9 protein-coding genes are annotated in these 19,388 nt (G+C 42.8%); all 9 read right to left on the bottom strand.

What is annotated here, in order from left to right; all coding sequences use genetic code 11:
- Positions 1-44 precede the first annotated feature (44 nt).
- Positions 45-6,728, bottom strand: coding sequence for a LamG-like jellyroll fold domain-containing protein (locus RCO25_RS08685; RefSeq protein ID WP_308995740.1), 6,684 nt, complete (start codon positions 6,726-6,728; stop codon positions 45-47).
- 256 nt (positions 6,729-6,984) lie between these two features.
- The gene (locus RCO25_RS08680) at positions 6,985-7,974 is read right to left on the bottom strand and encodes an aldo/keto reductase (RefSeq protein ID WP_308995739.1); all 990 of its coding nucleotides are present in this window, start codon (positions 7,972-7,974) and stop codon (positions 6,985-6,987) included.
- A gap of 217 nt (positions 7,975-8,191) precedes the next feature.
- Positions 8,192-11,461 carry a carbohydrate-binding protein gene (locus RCO25_RS08675; protein WP_308995738.1) on the bottom strand — a complete coding sequence of 1,090 codons (3,270 nt, stop codon included), beginning with the start codon at positions 11,459-11,461 and terminating at the stop codon, positions 8,192-8,194.
- A 317-nt stretch (positions 11,462-11,778) separates the two neighbouring features.
- A complete protein-coding gene (locus RCO25_RS08670) occupies positions 11,779-13,062 on the bottom strand; it encodes a glycoside hydrolase family 125 protein (RefSeq protein WP_308995737.1) in 1,284 nt (427 codons plus the stop codon).
- A gap of 50 nt (positions 13,063-13,112) precedes the next feature.
- On the bottom strand, positions 13,113-14,000 hold the full coding sequence (locus RCO25_RS08665; RefSeq protein WP_308995736.1) for a carbohydrate ABC transporter permease: 888 nt from the start codon (positions 13,998-14,000) through the stop codon (positions 13,113-13,115).
- A gap of 9 nt (positions 14,001-14,009) precedes the next feature.
- Positions 14,010-14,960: an ABC transporter permease gene (locus RCO25_RS08660; protein ID WP_374992081.1), complete on the bottom strand. Its 951-nt coding sequence runs from the start codon at positions 14,958-14,960 to the stop codon at positions 14,010-14,012.
- Between the two features lie 96 nt (positions 14,961-15,056).
- Positions 15,057-16,691: an extracellular solute-binding protein gene (locus RCO25_RS08655; protein WP_308995735.1), complete on the bottom strand. Its 1,635-nt coding sequence runs from the start codon at positions 16,689-16,691 to the stop codon at positions 15,057-15,059.
- A gap of 176 nt (positions 16,692-16,867) precedes the next feature.
- Positions 16,868-18,514, bottom strand: a complete 1,647-nt coding sequence (locus RCO25_RS08650) for a sensor histidine kinase (protein WP_308995734.1) — start codon at positions 18,512-18,514, stop codon at positions 16,868-16,870.
- The gene (locus RCO25_RS08645; RefSeq protein WP_308995733.1) at positions 18,483-19,235 is read right to left on the bottom strand and encodes a response regulator transcription factor; all 753 of its coding nucleotides are present in this window, start codon (positions 19,233-19,235) and stop codon (positions 18,483-18,485) included. Before RCO25_RS08645 ends, RCO25_RS08650 begins: the two co-directional genes overlap by 32 nt.
- Positions 19,236-19,388 lie beyond the last annotated feature (153 nt).

Below are 19,388 nucleotides of genomic sequence, written 5' to 3'. Positions count from 1 at the left end.
ATGGCAGCAGCCAAGCAAGGAAGCCTTGCTTGGCTGCTTTCTCGTTATTTTCCGATTAATGCCGACTTTTCTAGCATCCTTCTAATCATTACCGCTGCTTGGGCTCTGGTTAAATTGTCGCCTGGAGCTAGCTTGCCGTCATGCCCTTGAACGATACCCTCCCGAACGGCCAATGCCGAAGCTGCCAATGCCCAATCGCTAATTAGCGCAGCGTCTTCGAATACGGCGAGCGTTTGACTGATATCGCCGTTTTCCATTGTGCTGTCACCAAGAGTTAATTTTAATGCTCTTTCAATAATGACCATCGCTTCCGCTCTTGAAATCGTATGGTCCGGACGGAACGTACTGTCTTGGTAGCCGTCGATTAACCCATAGGAAGCAGCAATCGCTACCGTTTCTTTGTACCATGCATTTAACGGCATGTCACTGAATGACGGAATCCCTTCGCTCCGAGCTTCGCGCAATCCGAGCGCTCTCACCATAACGGCGGCAAACTCTGCCCTTGTGATGCTCTTGTCAGGCATGAATGAAGTTGCATTCACTCCTTTGATAATAAGACGCGAAGCCATATCATTGACTTCATTCCGGCTCCAATGCGTCTCGATGTCTGCGAATGAAACCGGATTAGAGATAACCGTATATACGCTATTGGTCATGCTGTTAATGACCGCATAATAGATCCCGTTCTTCTGTACGATCTTTGTTGGAACATGCGATACCGTTCCATCTTCGTTCTGCACCATGCCTGTCGTAATGCGGTTCGGATCTACGCCAGCAGGTATAGTGATCATACGGGTAACATAATTGTCAAACTGCTTCACTTCAACAACATGCCCCTTGTAAACAACCTCGGCCTTGAACTCTACAGGTGTCGCGATAATGTTCAATTTTCCATCGGAAGCCTCAATAAACCGCTCTGCCTGTTCCGCTGTTAATTCGGCAATCTTGATGCGGATTTTGAGGTCTTGCAACGCGATTTGAGTGCCTAATTTCTTTGAAATATCATCAATCTTGATCTCGGAAGACGGGAGCAGATACGAAGCATGGTCCGTCTTCAACTCCAATGCTGTACCCTTGTTCTCCATCGCTTTAAGCAGCTGCCCGTTGAGTTCTCCAATGACTTCCCTTGCATCGATATGGACAGGAATGGTAAGCAGCTTAAATGCAGCTTTGTTCAATTGGTCAATAAGCATGTTGTTATCTAATTGTACGAGTGCAGACTTTCCAAATTCCGTTTCTGACAAAAGAACGGTTGCCCGAATGTTTTTATTCTCGCCGTCTGTCATAATATCAATTTGGCTTTCGTTCGGATTCGTATTGCTGCCATTGTTGCCAGAATTCTCGTTGGTTTCCTCATCTGCCTCAAGAGTCGCTTTCGCGATTTCGAACTTATCGAAGTATGGCGCGTACTGTATCACGTTACTGAACCTATAAGAATTATCATTATAAAACGTTATCGTGTTCTCTCCTGCTTGAAGCTCTATGTCGACAACGGTATTGCGTACGGAATTCCAAGCCAGCGTATTAATAAAATACACGGTCTGAGGAGTTCCGCCGTTCACGACGATTTGGGCATACCGCTCAACGAGGTCGGTATTATAGGGATGAATATATCCGTTCGGATGTGCAGCCGTTACGATAGCCGGAGCCGGTTCGTTATTGCTGTAATCGATGGAAAGCTTGTATGCTCCTGCTTCTTTTACAGTAACGTTGACGGATACTCCATTCTCTTTGCTTTCTCCTATACCTGCGACATACTCTCCGCTGGAGAAATTGTCACTCTCCACAGCCTTTGCTGTTCCAAATAAATGTCCAGTCTCCGCTTCCAAAACAATCTTTTCCTTCTCGCTTGCTTCCGCGTCATAAGTCGCTTGCAGATAATCCAGAGAAACCGGCTGTTCGCTTGCGATCTTGATCGTATTGGCGCCGGCGCTCAGATATACCCGATTTCCGGATACAGAGGCAAAGGCCGTCCCGGCTTGCAAAGCATAACTGCCGATAGAGCTCCAAGAAGTAGTCAATGTCGTATCCGGCGTAGCATCAGGCGCATGTTTAACGATCTTTTTATACAGATCGATCTCGCCTGCAGCTTCGGATGCATAGCCTAACTTCAAATCATAATACCCGTTTTCCTTGACGACAACCGTGAACGAAACCTCCCCGCTTCCCGCAATATAAGTTCCTGAGCTTGGGCTCTGCAACGTCGACGCTTTATCGAAGCCGCTGCCGTAGTCAGCTTCCTCGGCTTCCAGAAGATAGGGTTCAGCGATCTTAGATCCCAAAGCGCCTGCATAGGTTAAATCCACTTTGTCGAGTGACGCGTCTAAGCCCCCGCTTTTGCTAAAATGGAGCGTATGCGTACCTGCCTTCAAATTCACATACAGTGTCTTACTTGCAAAATAGTCGTTAAAAATCGTTGAATCATAAGTAAGCTCAGCGTGGTTGTCGCCGTCAATCTTGAGAAGCTGCTTCGCAAGATCTCCTTGCGCACGGTTTCTTCCGTTCGTAGTCAGCGCATTATTTCCATAATAAACTTCCAACTTATAGACTCCATCTTGCGGAACATTTACGGTAAATGTTACGCTGCCGCCAGACGGGATGCTGCTTACATATCGCCCGCCGGAGGCAGGGCTTGCATCTTGATTAGCAATGGAGACGCCGCCTAGCGCAGCATTCTCTGCTTCATATATCGTTGTCCAGATACGTTCATAGTCGCTGTACTCCGTTATCTGATTATTCGAAGCAGGCGTTACGATGGCAAAGAAACCGTCCTTGCCGTTTGCGTCCGGTACCGTAATATTCAGAGTTCCGTCCGTAAGGGCGACGTTGCCTTCGAACTCTACGCGCGGTGCCTCTAGCGTCCCGTAATAACCAGTGAATTTGGATCTGTAAAGCTTAACATGAACCGAATCCGCACCTTCAAATGCAGCGCTATCCGCAAGATCATGCATCGATGCAGTCAAGACGCCGTCTTGCCCGCCAAAAATGGTGTAAGCAGTACGTTTCTCGTTATCAATCGACGCAAGTCCGTACATGCCGTCCGGCACCGCATTATAGGTTTCCAATGCTACCGTTTCTCCGGTCATGTCCGCATACCATTTGTAAAGCCACCATGCGCCGTTCGGTTTATTGGCGTCTGCCGCAAGCTCATTAAGCGAATTCGCCAAATGCCAGTAGGCAATTGAGCCGTACACCTTCTGGGTTTCAAATCGCGCCATCCATTGAATCAGACTGCCGGCAGCACCGGGATCTTCAAACCATGAGTACTCATTAATGACGATTTGTCTTTTCGGAATATTGTGTTTAGCCTCAAGGCTGCGGTAATGGTTATAGTTGTCTTCCCATCTAGCTTCAAATGAACCGCCGTCATTACCTAGTTCATGCCATGTCATCACATCCGGAATACAGTCGTTAACCACGCAGTAGTCCATAAATTTTTCCATGACGGATTTATTATAGCCAGCCAAATTGGGTCCCGCCACTCTTGCATTAGGATCTTCCGCCTTTACTGCATCGTATATTCTCTTAAATGCAGCGAAGAAGCCTGCTTCATTCATTTGCCCGTTAAACCAAATGCCATCGGGCTCATTAAAAATAACATAGACGAATTTCCCGCTATTTTTATTGCTCTTAGCCTTCCTGACCGTTTCCACTGCCAATTGCTCGTATTGGTCGAGCCCATTATATTCATACGGCCATTGGTAATACATGTCCTGAATATAGATTTGGATTTGCTCTACGCCGGATTCGATCAGCGCATCGGATAGTCTGACGCCGTCGCCTGAAGGATGCTGAAGGCCGCCGGGCGCTTTTTGTACGACCACTTTTGGCTTTAGCGGTGAGAGCAAATCTATGGTTGGCACGTTAGGCTCGCTTAAACCGTACAGAAAACCGCTCGCTCCATGCATGATTTCGCCATTCGTTTGATTCATGAAAAAGCTTGCTGTCGCACCCTTTGTTGGATGAATAAATTCAAGCTTATATTCGACCGATACTTTCCCGTTCGGAGAAGTAACCGTTATAAGATACGAGAATGTTTTTAACTTTTTTATTGCAGCTTTCGATTCGGGATTTGACTTTTCAAGGATGATTTCGTCTAAAGCAGGAACGTCGCTTACACGATCAATCGGGTATTGATACGTCGATTGTCCAGGCTTGACCGCAATGGTGTGGTCACCAATCGTGATACTCTTTAATGCCGCATTATAGCCGCTGCCTACGATAGTCGTGATCTCATCCGCGCTTAAAGCGTTTTTGAAAAACATAACATCATCGATTTGAGCTTTTAAGTCGGGATCGGCGCTAAATCTCGAACGCCCTATAGAATTCTTCGTAAAGTTTTCCACCAGATCGAATATGGCGCTGTCAGCATTTTGCGCTTTGACCGCAGCACCGTTCACATAAATGATTTGTTGATTGCCTTTGACGGAATACGCCACATGCGTCCATTCGCCCTTTGCTGTTGCGTAACCGCTCATGTATTCTTTTCCGGTTCCTGTGTTCACTTCGCTGCCGTTCAAAGCGGAAACGTAAAAGAATGGCGGCGTACCCGATCCGTAATCCGTCGGGCTTGCATCGAATAACCTCGACCAGCCATGTACGCTCGAATTCAGTTTCGCCCACATGGCGACCGTAAAGCCGCCCTCGGCGGTTACGCCCTCGAACAAACCGGCTGGCAAGCTTAGGGAGCCCCCGGAGCCGTTTGACCCGCCGGGAAGATTCAATACTTGTCCCCGTTCGGCATCGGTTTTGATCTGTGCGCCTACTTTCAGCGAAGCGTCATGCGTACCGCCCTCAGCATCGTTCAAAACATTGCCATTCGCATCCGCTGCAGAATCGAAGGTATAGTAGTAATCCGGATGAATGCCTGAAGGCAGTTCTTCTTTCAGACTATTTATTGCCCCTTGAAGACGATTAAGCGCTTCGTTAATAACCCCTTGCGGATGACTTCCTTCCGCGAGCAGAGCGGTTGTTTCTGCGATAACATTTTGCATAAATTGATAGGACTGGGTCGTATAATTGCCTTGTTCGATGAGTTTGGCCTCTTCGAGTAGATCATGAAGCGCTGCCGAATCGCCGACACCGCTGATGCTGGCTGCATCCTCCGCCGTTAAATACCTGGTATAGAAAGCAAAATCATCAATTTTCCCCGTAAAGTTATTATCGGACGTATATAAAGAACGCCCTAGAGCGCTATGGACAAGCGACGTCAAATAATCGGGATCGAAAAACGAAGGCAGCGCCTCTGATAGGTTAGCAGCCGCAAACCTTTTAATAATGCCGTTATCGATATCAGCGATTTTTTGCCCGTCGAGATAAACGTCAAAAGCATCGTTTTTCACCGTTACAATGAAGATTTGCCATGTATCGGCTTCAAAACCGCGGTCGAATGCAATATCTACGCCGTCCTCGGCCGCTGAGTTCGCGGCAACACCGTTAAACAGGCGCGCATGATAATCCCCTCCGCCGCGGACGACAGCAAACTCGGGATCTGTCCACCAATTGTTGCCGGCATTCGTTTGGCCGAGTGGATAAGGACTGGCAGAGAACAGCCGGGAGTAGCTAGCTCCATCAGCCGGCACATTGAGCCACAAAGACATCGCGAATCCATCATCGCCGTTCACACCGCTAAATAAATCCTGAGGCAGCGTTAACCAGCTTCCAGCAACCGCCCCCCCGCCTGGCAAACTCAATACCGCTCCGCCTCTTTCGACATCCGGGACAACGGCAGCCGCAGCGCCCATTTCCGCATTTGACCCGCCTTCGACTCCATTTTGTACGGTCTTGCCCTCAACCTGATCAAATGAATAATAATAGCTTATGTCATTATCCATTTCCGGCAAGAAGTAACGATCGTACACCGCTTTAACTTCATCCGAGGATAGAGCGACGTTATAAAGCTGGATATCGTCAAACTTCCCCTTAACGTCAGCATCAGACGTATACAATGATCGTCCGAAGCCGTTGTATTGGAGTGCGTCTAAATGGCTTCGTTCAAAAAAAGCCTGCATGACGGACGACACCGTTGCTCCAGCCGTGCTGTTGCCGGCGTAGAGCGCGCTGTCTCCTGACGGAACTCCGTCAAGGAATACGTTATATGCTCCTGCTTTTGTCATCGAAACGACAACATGCTGCCATTTTCCTTTTGAAATAGCGGTATTCCAGCTCATATCACCTTTGTAATTCGCCACCGCAGCAGGATTCGTTCCCGTAAAAATCCGATGTTCGTAAGTATCGCCTCCCGTTACGAATGAAAACTCGGGATCGTTCCATGAGTTTATTCCGCTGAAGGAAAGACTCTTCTCCTTGATTGTAGATGAAAACAAACGATGGTACGCGCCTGCGTCAGATGCTACGTTTACCCACATTGCCACTGTCAATTCATCCGTGACCTGACTGTAAAGATCATCCGGGAGTGATAACCAGCCTCCGCTGCCTGCCTGTCCGCCAGGAAGTGAAAGAACACGTCCCCGTTCTTCATCCTGAACGACAGAAGCGCCCGCATGCAGTTCAGCGTTGCCCTCGCTATTATGAGGATAGACGCTGTTCGCAACGGTTGAACCTTCAACCTCATTATTCTCGAAACCCCAACTGTAAATCGGTACGGCGGTGGTTCTGACACCAGCGTCCGGTGCTATACTCGCAGCATGCATGCCAACAGGTGCATACGTCATTACGATCACACCTGTCAGTAGCATCGCCGTCCAGCGTTTCATTTTGCCCTTCATTCCTCTCACTCCTTTGAATTCATGAATGCGTTTTCATTATAGTCCAGCTGAGCTCTAACTTAAATGAGAGAATGTTAAGGTTAATGTAGAGTAAATTCAGTAGTACTCGATAAATGCAAGCGACTACTCCGATAGCCCATGAACCGCGTGGAAAAGAAGTAGAAATAAGAATAAACCAAGTCATTTGAAGCCCAGGCTTCTTTGACTTGGCTTATTTATTCAACCTAATAATGTCAAATCCATTAGATTTAAACGATCATCGCAGCATAATAGCACCAACGACCGGATGAGGAACATACGTCTCTTCCAGCGACGCGATTTCTTCTGGTGTTAACGTTATTGAAAGAGCTGCTGCTGCATCTTCGAGATGGGACAATTTCGTAGCGCCGAAAATCGGAGCTGTTACTGGTTCTTTCTGCAACAACCACGCAAGTGCTATTTGAGCGCGGGGAACGCCGCGTTTTTCCGCGATTGCTGCAACCCGCTCTACAATCAATTGGTCAGTATTTGCAGTCGCATCGTATTTAGATTTTTGAGCTTGGTCGGTTTCGGAACGATGCGTTGTTTCCGACCAATCACGCGCTAATCTTCCTGATGCGAGCGGGCTATAAGGAATCACGCCGATTTTTTCTTCCTTACAGAGCGGCATCATCTCTCTTTCTTCTTCACGGTAGATGAGGTTTAAATGATTCTGCATGGATACAAATCGTGTCCATCCATTTTTTTCGGCTACATGTAAAGCCTTTAGGAACTGCCATGCGTACATAGCTGAAGCACCAATGTATCTTGCCTTCCCAGCCTTCACAACATCATGCAATGCTTCCATCGTTTCTTCAATGGGCGTATTATAATCCCAGCGATGGATTTGATAAAGGTCTACATAATCAGTTCCCAGTCTCTTAAGGCTCTTATCAATTTCACTCATGATTGCCTTTCGGGAAAGTCCAGCACCATTCGGACCTTGATGCATACGAAAGTGAACCTTTGTCGCGAGGACAATTTCATCTCGATTGGCATACTCTTTTAAAGCCCGACCAACAATTTCTTCGCTTGTTCCGTCTGAATAGATATTCGCCGTATCAAAAAAATTGATACCAAGCTCCAGTGCTTTTTTTATAATTGGGCGGCTGCTCTCTTCATCAAGTACCCAAGGATGAGTCCAACGCTCCGCCACACCAAAGCTCATACAGCCAAGACAAAGCCGGGATACATCCAAGCCTGTATTTCCGAGTTTCACATATTCCATTTCATTGTTCCTCTCTTTCAAATAGATATTGTTTCCTTCAGAAGTAGTTTACTTCTTGGAGTTAACTCCAAGTCAAGCGATTCTTGCCGCCAGGAAACACCCAACCGCCATGTTGTGTCTTCACTAAAAGGACATTTCCTTGAATGGTACTGATCTTGAAATATATAAAACAACCTCACAGTTTTAGTAGCTGCGAGGTTGTTTCATATAAATAGATCTATTCTGAACTGCTATTTTGCCAAATATCTATTAGTGATTGAGCATCCGAATTCAGAATCGCTTTGGCACCGTCTTTAACGTTATGACTTAAGGCTTTATTATTTAAGTGCTTAATAAAATCCTTCATATGTTTAATCGCATTATTCCGTTTCCCACTATCAAGTTGATGTTGAACCTGAGCAAGAGCATTGATAAGCTGTGGTGTCATCGCTCCACTTATTTCTCCTGAATCCTTGAAACGAGCTATTAATTGTTTCATGGAATTTACACTAGTTGCAACATTAAATTTAAATGTATGCTGAAGCCTGTTGCCTGAGTAATCCTCTATTGCAACAGTAGCCGTCTTATCGCCTAAATTCCCGGCCATATCGATAGCTATACTGTCCTTTTTCTGAGGATCAATCGTATATTGCTTTCCGTCAATTGTGATTTTTGCAGATTTTATAGCTGCTAAGCTTTCTCTTATTTTGAAGTTTAAAGCCATATAATCTTCAAAAGATTCGCCCTCTTTTAAAACCTTTTCGTTTGCAGAAAGTGAAAATGAAGGTAAGTCCTTATCATCAATCATTATCCCCTGTGAAACATTTCCTGACTTATCTACAGTCTTTATTAAGATTGTGTAGCTTGTATTCTTTTCAATTCCTGATATAACAGCTGTTTGTATGCCTCTATTAACTTCTTTTACGTCTCCAACCTGTTGTCCATTGTTTAATAAAGAGATTTGCACCTTTTGACCATCGATAGCATATGGACCATCCCAATACAATTTCATATTGTCATCGCCACGAATAATCTGAACATTTTCAACCTCTCCTGGAGCAACATGGTCCTCTTCAGGTACAGGAGGGGGAGTAGGTTTTGTAAATACGGCAGGATCACCGAAAGTGAATTTATCAAAGTTATATAACCAGTCTCCTCCTTTAAATAGTAGGAAAACAATATGCTTACCCGTTACAGGAGTTGTAACATCTGCCGAGACAACCTTGAAGTTCTGCCAACCGCCTGTTCCTGAAACCGTACTTGTAGCTATAACAGGGCCATTCATGCTGTCAATTCTTACTTCAATCGTTCCTCCACCTGTGTCTGTTGCTGCATTAACGGTAAATTTAGATGGGCTTGTGCTTCCAAAGTCAATATAATTATACATGGCATATGGTTTATTAGGACCATATATTCCCGCCAGGTAGGTTTGGCCTCCGCCATTTTCTGTACCGAATCCTACACCGTTCGTATTATTCTCAGCCTCAAGCTTGCCATAAGCGTCCTTTGCTTGCCCTTTCACTGTTGAAAAAGTGAACCAATCCAAATATATAGGCAAGTCGCTTTCATTCGCCCCGCGGAAAACGAGATATAGATCATGGATACCTACTGCTTTGGTATCATCTATGTTAGACATGATGTCCACCCAGTTATCCGAATCTCCTAAAGCCGGAATTCCAATTGTGCCTACCGTTGGTCCGTCCAGACTGTCCAGCTTAACTTCAATCGTGCCGCCTTGATTACCGCTTGTTACATGAACGGTCACACCAGCGGCGCCTGTTCCAAAGTCAATTCCTTTATAAGAGGCATAAGCGTTGTTATGAATGCCTTCTAAAAATCCGCCTTCCTCATTTTTACTTAAGCCTGAACTGCTGTCGAAATTTCCAGCCTTAAGTCTTGCGTATGCATCTGTTTTCGTTGGATCGGTTGCGGTGAATTTAAACCAGTTTAAGTTAAATAAATATTGATCGTTTGTTTTTGTGAAGGACAGATATACATCATGTCTTCCTGTTACAACACTTGGGTTTCCTTGATCATCCTTAAGAACCGTAACGGCATCCGTATAATTATTCCATCCGCCTGTTCCTTGTACGTTCAAGGTGCCGACTTTAGGGCCATCCAGGGAATCGAGCCTTACTTCGATATTCCCCCCGCCTGTTCCGCTTGCAGCTCTAGCAATAAATCCAACTGCACCGGTAGATCCAAAATCGACATTCTTATAAGCCGCATACATTCCGGGCTGAATGCCTCCCAATTGCTTGGATCCCTCCGTGCTGTCCTCCATAACGAATCCCGTACCGATATTATACTTTTCCGCTTCTATTTTTTTGTAAGGATCTTTAACCGCATATTGGATAGCCACATCTTGTGATTCTAGAACAGTCAGCGCTTCAACAGCACTGGATGCTGACCAAGAATCATAGGTTCCGGCATGCAGCTGCCCTGCCCAGTTTCCATCTATGATATTGTCAGCATTTCTATTGTTCCATGCCATTTGCGCATTGAAGGCAAGCCAGTAGTTTAATTGTTCACTAACCTGCTTATATGCACTTTCGCTTCTCTCATTTAAAGCATCTTGAAGATAAGCCATATTACGGATTAGTATCGTTTTACCGCCCTTTAAATCCCCGTTCGGCCCTTCATAGTTCAACAACTGGTTTGCGTCAACTAAATGATTTTTGGTGAAATTAGCGGCTTTCACTGCATCATCAAGATAAACGGTACTTCCTGTTATTTGATACAATCCTACTGCTGCACCAATGAAAGTACCCTGGTTGTAATGCGTGGCATCAGGGACAGCACCTCTTTCAAGCTCTATACGGTCAAATACTTTGCCATTGCCATCCGTAAGCATCGTCTTGCCCCATTTGTAAATACGGGTAGCTGCATCTAGATAATGGTCATCCCCAGTAATGTTATACATAAAAACAGCTGCTTGTGCTGCCGGGAAATTAATGCAGGAATTTTTTGTGTTATGCTCACTATTCATCCACCAGATGCCGCCGTTTGCAAAGTTGTCATCCCATTGCGTATCGTATACAAAATCAAAATAATATTTAGCTTTATCCAAATATTTTTGATCTTTCGTTATTTCATAAGCTCTTGCGGACGCCATTGCCCACCACATGATGTCATCATTAAAATGATTGTTTGTCCAGTCATCTCCATACTTAGCTACTGTACCATCGAATATATCGTCAATCTGAGTTCTAAGCTTTGCTTTCAAGGTAGGATTTGAAGTATGAACATATGCATCCATTACCATCTCCCAAAGCTCTGCTTCCACCCAGAAGCCTTGATAGCTGTCGCCATGGTTGGAATTTGTCCAAAAATACTTTGACTCGCTATCCCAAAACTTTGCGTTAAATGCCTCCATAGCAGTGTCCGCATCCGATGAAGTAAATGCATATGCTTTTGTACTTCCAATGGAAGACAGTGAAGCGAAAATTAAGGAAAATGCCAAAGATAACACTAATAACGCAGATGGTTTCGTTTTTTTCAGTGCCATAATCGTAATATTACCTCCATTTCAATATGAGTTTTATCAGGTCGGTTCGATATACACTGCCCAACGCGTCAAGAAATGTACTTGTTGAATAAGAATATGGAATGCCGGGTGATCGTCCTACTGAGAACCTTCGTACATCATCCCCGTTCCAGCTCCGTTTTGCACCAAATCACGCGGAGCTTACAAGCCAAGTCTCTCCGTATGACCGCAGCGAGCATATTCGCTATAAAGCGCTTTCATTAACACTATAATATTCATACTAATCTAATGTCAATATACAATTTCGAAGCCAATTGATATATTAACATATCATTTAATTATGACTTTCTGATTTCCAGCCCGCATACACTTAATATAAATTCAACGAACATGGCATTAGACCAAGAAAACCATTCTCTTGTAAATTCGCCCGGATTATCTTTATGAAATCCTTCATGAACCAAACCTGTGCCCGCGTCTGTACGTTCAAACATATCCAGTATTTCGTTCTGCTCTGATTCATCGATAGCGGTCATTCCTTGGATGGATAGAGCGATATGCCAAATGTAATGTTCCGGTGTGTGCGGGCTGCCGATCCCCTTGGCATACTTGCCTTCATAATAATAAGGGTTTCTTTGGCTGAGAATCATCTTTCTTGTATTTAGATAAATCGAATCGTCTTTTTTGCAGTAATCAAGATATGGGAGTGAAAGCAAACTTGGTACATTCGCATCGTCCATGATGTTGACCTGTCCTAATCCATCGACCTCGTAGGCATAAACCGGGCCGAATTCTTCATCGTTAACGACAGCAAAATGTTCGATGCCTTGCTCGATATCTTTTCGAATGGACATGATCTCTTGACCCAGGCTCTGATCATGAATGAACAAATCATTAATTTCCTCCAAGTACTTCAACACCACCACGGCGAACATATTCGAAGGCACCAAATAACCATACTTGCAGGCATCATCACTTGGCCGGAATCCCGACCAGGTCATCCCTGTATACGCCACCTCACTCCCCTTTCCATTTCTATCCAAAGTGTCCGTGGCAGGACAATTTTCTCGTTCAAAGGTGTAGGTTGAATGTTCCATATGATATTGCTCGGTCCGCCAGACTTTCAAAACTAACCGAACCGCTGTTTCAAAATCGGGAGTAAAGTGTCCCGTTTCGCCTGTGTTTTTCCAATATAAATAAGCTAATTGAATAGGATAACACAATGAATCTATTTCATATTTTCTTTCCCAGATCCATCCTGACATTTCAGTCTTATCATTTTGATGCCCTTTAGCATTATCATACTCATTAAACGCATTGGCATATGGATCTCTTAAAATCGATTGATATTGGGTTTTCAATACCCCTTCGATTATTTTCTTCAGGTCGGTATCCTGTGCCGCCAGCATTAAATAAGGCCTAAGCTGGTTCACAGAATCTCTCAGCCACATGGCCGGAATATCTCCGGTCAGCATGAATACCGTCCCATCCTCATCATGCCGGCGAATGGTCGTTTCCAGCGTATTCTGATAGCAGCTTTTGAACATCTGAATGATTTTAGGCCGGTCGGACATTCTTTCGCTAACGTATTGAATAATCTTTTCTTCCGTATTGTTTTGCATTATCATTCTCCTGAAATGTATTATTGAGGCTTTTGTAACTTCGTTTTTAACTATTCCTTTACCGATCCTAAGACGATTCCGTGAATAAGATACCGCTGCAAGAAAGGATAGATTAATAAAATAGGAATCATAGACACTAGAATTTTTGCCGAGTTCAAGGTGACATTAGATACCTTATTAAACTCCTTAAGCTGCTCGACCGTAAGATTCTGTATTTGGTCCCGCGTCAGGCTGAGCTGCTGAAGATAGGTCTGCAGAGGAATTTTCTCACTATCGTTTATTAAAATAATTCCGTCAAAGAAATTATTCCAATGGCCTACAATGGAAAATAAGGCAATGGTAGCTAAGCTTGGCAATGAAACAGGAAGATAAATATGAGTTAATATTTTGAGCGGGCCCGCTCCATCCATAAATGCGGCCTCTTCCAGCTCCTTAGGAATTCCTTTAAAAAAATTCATCAGCAATATGACATTAAATACGGGGACGGCTCCGGGTAATACTAAAGCCCAGATGGAATTAATCAACCCCAGGTTACTTATGACCATAAACCAAGGAACAATACCGCCGCTAAATAACATCGTAAATAGGATAACCCACATGTATATATTTCTGGATTTGAAATGCTTGATACTTCTGGATAGCGGATATGCCATTAATATGGTCAGAATCATATTCAGGCTGACTCCAAGAACAACCCGCTCAACCGAGACGAGAAATGCCTTCCAAAATTTCGTATCATTTAATATCTTTTCGTAGGAGGAGAAATTAATATCTACGGGGAGAAAATAAACCTCTCCTGCATTCACGGCTGTACTGCTGCTGATCGAAATCACGATCGTATTAACCAACGGAACGACTGAAAGAAAAGTGATCATTAACAATGCTGTTATGATCAATATATTTACAAACCTGGACCCCAGGGCTTTGGATTGTACCATGTTTACCTCCTAAAAAATCTTATACCCGGCGTATTTTGCAGCTAACTTATAGGAGAGAATAATTAAAACAAAACTGATGACAGATTTCATTAATCCAATGGCTGTGGCAAACGAATACTGCATATTGATCAGACCCATACGGTATACAAAGGTATCGATGATATCCCCTGTTTCATATACCAACGGATTATATAGATTGAATACCTGGTCAAACCCTGCATTCAATACATTTCCCAGACTCAAGGTGCCTAGTAAAACGATGGTTGGAAAGATGCCTGGCAGCGTTATGCTTCTTATCTGTTTCCAGCGATTAGCGCCGTCAAGCGCCGCCGATTCATATAAAGCCGGATTAATTGCCGTTAAGGCAGCCAAATAAATAATAGTCCCGTAACCAAACTCCTTCCACGTATCCGTTAAAATAAGCAGGGGTCTAAACCATGTATTGCTTGCCAAAAACATAACTCGTTCCAGACCTAAAAAATCAAGTAAACCGTTTACCATGCCATCGTATGAAAAAATCATGGACAACATGGTGCCTAAGACAACCCATGACATAAAATGCGGTAAATATACAATGGTTTGAACCGTACTCTTGAAGACTTTAAGCCTTACTTCATTCAATAACAGGGCAAAAACAATAGGTACCAGTAAGCCTAGTAAAATTTTTCCTATCGCAATTACAATCGTATTAATAAAAATTTGCTTACTGTCCGGCAGTTGAAACATATAGGTGAAATTGGCAATGCCCACCCAATCGGAACCCCATATCCCTTTCGCGGGAATGAATCTTTGAAAGGCCATTACGGCTCCAAACATGGGAACAATCGAAAAAATAAACAGCATGACCATTCCGGGCAACAGCATGAAATGATAGACGATACCGTTAGACCAGTTCCGTTTTTTAGGTGTGTTTTTGAGGGTCTTTCTCTCTCTAGTTACACTCATATCCACTTGCGCCATTTTCGCATCACATCCTTATATCTAAAATAGTGAACTTGCTTGCTTCAGCTAAACGAAAATGTTCAGGTGGAGGATGACTCCACCTGATGCTGCTTCCTATTGATTTATCTCTTTGGCAATTTCATCTCCGCCTGTGCGATGCCACGTCTCAACAAACTTATCAAACTCTTCTATCTTCGCTTCACCCATAATAATTTTTAGAATCACTTCTTCTTCCATTTTTTGAAGATTAGCCCACTTCATTTTCATCGTTTCGGTTGTTCCATAAAAACCGCCAGGAATTACTTCAAGGTTCTCATTATTTGCTTCTCGCTGGCCCTCAATACGGGATAGATATTCTCCGTAAGTATTTACATCAATACTATTTCCCTTTTCTTTAAACTCCTGATAAGCACGATAGGACACAATTCGATCTTCCTGGATCGCGGTTTCATCTCCAGATTTATCTGTTTCCATAATGTCTTCATAGTAACGCTTTAATACATCGTCATAATCGACTTGCATAGGAATTTGAGTAGGATCGTTATTCCATCTGCTTTTATCTGTTAACAATTCATCCGAATGCTCTTTTTTGTATTGCACGGCATCATCGGTCATGGAATATAAGAAGTCTGTTGTTAAATTAATAGATTTCATAATCGCTTCCGGATGCTTAAATCCTTTTTTCACGACGACGATCCCGCCGCCAATTGGGTCTTGGCGAATCGTCTTAAATTTCCCATTGGCATCAACAGGAGCAGAAACCGCTACCCACTCGGCATTCGGATCTTTTTTAATGAAATCCTTATAGTTTGTATAACCGATCCACCAAGGATTAAATAGCATGCCTACTTGACCGTTAATCACCAGAGCTTCTTTTTCTTCGTTCGATCTTACTGCAAATTGTTTATCTATAATTCCCTCTTTGTAATGCTCACTCAAATCTGCTAACGCTGCTTTCATTTCCGGCTGAACTGACCCGTATACGACTTGTCCATCTTTACCCGTAATCCATTGCGCAGGAAATGCTTGATGTGCTGCAAAAACAGGCGTGAAATTCATGGCATTCTGATCCATGACAAATCCTACTGTTTTCCCCGTTCCTGAAGCGTCTTTTTCTACAAAGGTTTTTGCCAAATTCCAGACATCATCCAAGCTTTTTGGTATTTCAGCTCCAACTTTATCAATCCAATCTTTTCTCACCCACAATAGTTGATGCTGATTCCCAATATTCGTCATTGGAAGTCCCATGATTTTGCCGTCGACCTTCACTTGATCCAATAATAAACTGCTATAAGAATCATAAATTTTCTTAATTCCATCGGATGCTGTTTTTTCATAGACCTCAGTCAAATCGGCAATCAGATCATTATCTACCAATTGATTGAAAATTTCCCGGTTGACCAACATAACATCAGGCAAATCACCGGTAGTCATCGAAAGGGATAATTTCTGACCCATATCATCTGTCTCCCAGGCGACCTTCGCTTTTACATTCACCCTGCTTTCCACATATCTTGTAGCTAGGTTATCCTCGATGGTATCCCCCTCCGGCAAATTATTCACATGATTTGTATGTCGGCCAATCGTAAATTCGACAGGCGTTTCATATTTCCCGTAAGGATTATAATCATTTTCATTGACCGGATTTACTGTTTCATTGCCCCCATTCTTTGCACTATTACAACCACTGGCCACTAGCAAACTTACACAAGTTATCAATATCACTGCGAATTTCTTGCTTTTCCCCATGTTTATTAGCTCCTTTGCTTATTTATAATTAAATTGTATGCGCTATCACGAATAGCGTATATGCAACATTTTTCTTTTCTGTAGCACTTTCTAGTGTTCCATCTTCCTTTATCGACAATACAAAAAAACCGCTGTACGCGAAGTACCTCGGTTTTCGGGATGAGCAATCTCCTGCATCAAGAAAGCGGAATCGTTAGTGTGACTGTTGTTCCCCTATTGGGCTCACTTTCAATTTCCATCCCGTATTCGTTGCCATAATACAGCTTGATACGGTCATTAACATTCCTTACGCCGCAGCCGCCGTTATCCGCTGTTAATTGCTGCTTTTGTTGCTGCAGGGACATGCCCGCGCCATTATCGCTTACAATCATTTTGATCTCCTCATTCTCGGGATACACTGAAATGATAATCTGATTACCCTGAGAATTCGGTTCGGCGAATCCGTGTATAATGGCATTTTCCACGATAGGCTGTAATATGAAATGAATGATCGATAGATTTAGAATCGATTCGTCTATTCTGTAGTCCACTTCAAATGTTCCATCATTCATGATGTACTGCAAATCCAGATAGGCTTGAATATGCTTAATCTCATTTTCAATCGTAACCATATTTCTGCCTTTATTTAAGGTTGATCTATAGAACTTCGCCAACGTGGTGACCATATAACTCGTTTCTATATCTTTCTTTTTTAACGCCCGCCAATGAATAAAAGAGAGGGTATTATATAAAAAGTGAGGGTTGATCTGGCTTATGAGCTTGTTATAATCACTTTCCTTTTTGGCGATTTCGGCCTGATACACTTGAAAAATAAGACTGTTAATCCGCTCCAGCATTTTTCCGATTCCATTCGTGAGTCCCCCAAATTCATCCTTGGACGCACTTTGAATAATCACATCTAGATTGTTTTGTTCAACTTTATCTACTTTATTTTTCAAATGGATAATCCGTCTCGTGAAATTGTTTGAAAATATGTAGATGAGAAAGAAAGTGATAATTAGACTGAGCAAAATAACAAATACGGTAATTTTAAAAATGGCAAATGCATTAATATAAGCGTTAGCGTTCGAGAGATAATAATGGATCGTCCATTCGATATTTTTCAAATTACCGCTTATTTTCAAGGGATAATCAGATAAAGCGGCCGGAGCTGAGAGTTGCTCTGGTTTTTTTTCACTAAAAACAATTTGCTCTTTATCGTTCACGATATTCACAAATATATATTCCGACAGCTTATCCAGATCTGAAAAAATACTATCATAATTAATTGAAATCACCATAAAATTGCTGTCTTTGAAATTACTGATCAGCTCTTGGACCAAATATACACTTCCGTCATATACGACCCATTGTCTACCTCTAAACCCGTCGTACCAGGGCTTATTTTTCAACTCGCTTAGCGGCAAAATATTTTCACGGATGCCAAGTAAGTCTCCTGACGTATAAAAAGTGATTTCCTCGATATCATCATCCATTAATTTGATATGCGAAATCATGGGATCCACTTTGTCCCTAAAATCGAGGTACATATCAAAATAATTTTCTTCGTAATTATTGATAAATACATTCGAAAACTCTCGATTGAGCACCATGAACTCGCATAGCGTATTATATCGGTTAATTTTATAATCAAGGATGTTGGATATCTGGTTTAAGCTTGAAGCCGCTTCACTTTTTAATTCTTTGATCTGCGTTCTATACGATTGGATAAAGGAAATTAGCCCCAATAAAATAATTGGAATCAACGCGATAATGAGGTGAGAAAGCAATAACTTGTTGCGGAATCTGATATCATTGAACTTTTTCTTTATCAGATTGATCATAAGCGATACCGTTCTCTCTATATTGTAATGGACTGACATTATATTTAGCTTTAAATAATCTGCAGAAATAAGAAGTATTTTCAATTCCTACAAAAACCGCGATATCATTTATTTTCATATTGGAGTGGATTAACATATAGTTTGCCTTGCGCAGCCGATAATCCGTTAAATACTTCGAGAAATTCACACCCGTTTCTTTCTTAAACAAAATGCTTAAATAACCCGGAGAAAGGTATACTTCCTTAGCTACATCCGATAATGAGAGATCTCTCTGGAAGTTATCCTTCACTATTTCCTTCACTTGCTTGATAACCTTCGATTCCTGCGTTTCATGCTCAGGATTATCCTTGCATGGACTAAATTGTGTAATATCTTCCATCGCCTCCAGGAATTCATCAACTGCCAAAGGCTTTAACAAGTAGTTCACTACCCCTAATTTGATCGCACTTTTAGCATACTCAAACTCATCATATCCGCTGCATATCACGATTTTCAGATTTTCCTGCGTTTTCTTGGCAATCTTGCTTAATTCCAAGCCATTCATCATTGGCATCTTTACATCCGTAATCAGGATATCTATTGATTTCCTATTTAGAATGCCTTCGGCAACTAGACCATTCTCAGCTTCCAGCACATTGAAAGGAAATTTGTACTGAGCGATCAAATTTTTTATGCCTTCCCGTTCTATTTGTTCATCGTCAACGATAAGAACATTAAACATGATGTCATCTCCTCTATAGAAATGATTTATAAATTGCAGTTCATTATATCACAATTTTGGAAAGTGCTTTCAATGATAAAATGCTAGATGCAACTAGCCTTCTAGAAAGAGATAGAGAGAATGAAGTCATTAGTGCTTCGCCTTTCGGGTCTA

The sequence above is a fragment of the Paenibacillus sp. LHD-38 genome (assembly GCF_031157315.1).
Lineage (GTDB): Bacteria > Bacillota > Bacilli > Paenibacillales > Paenibacillaceae > Pristimantibacillus.
Note: the sequence above shows the minus strand (reverse complement) of the source record. Positions and strands in the feature narration are given on the sequence as shown.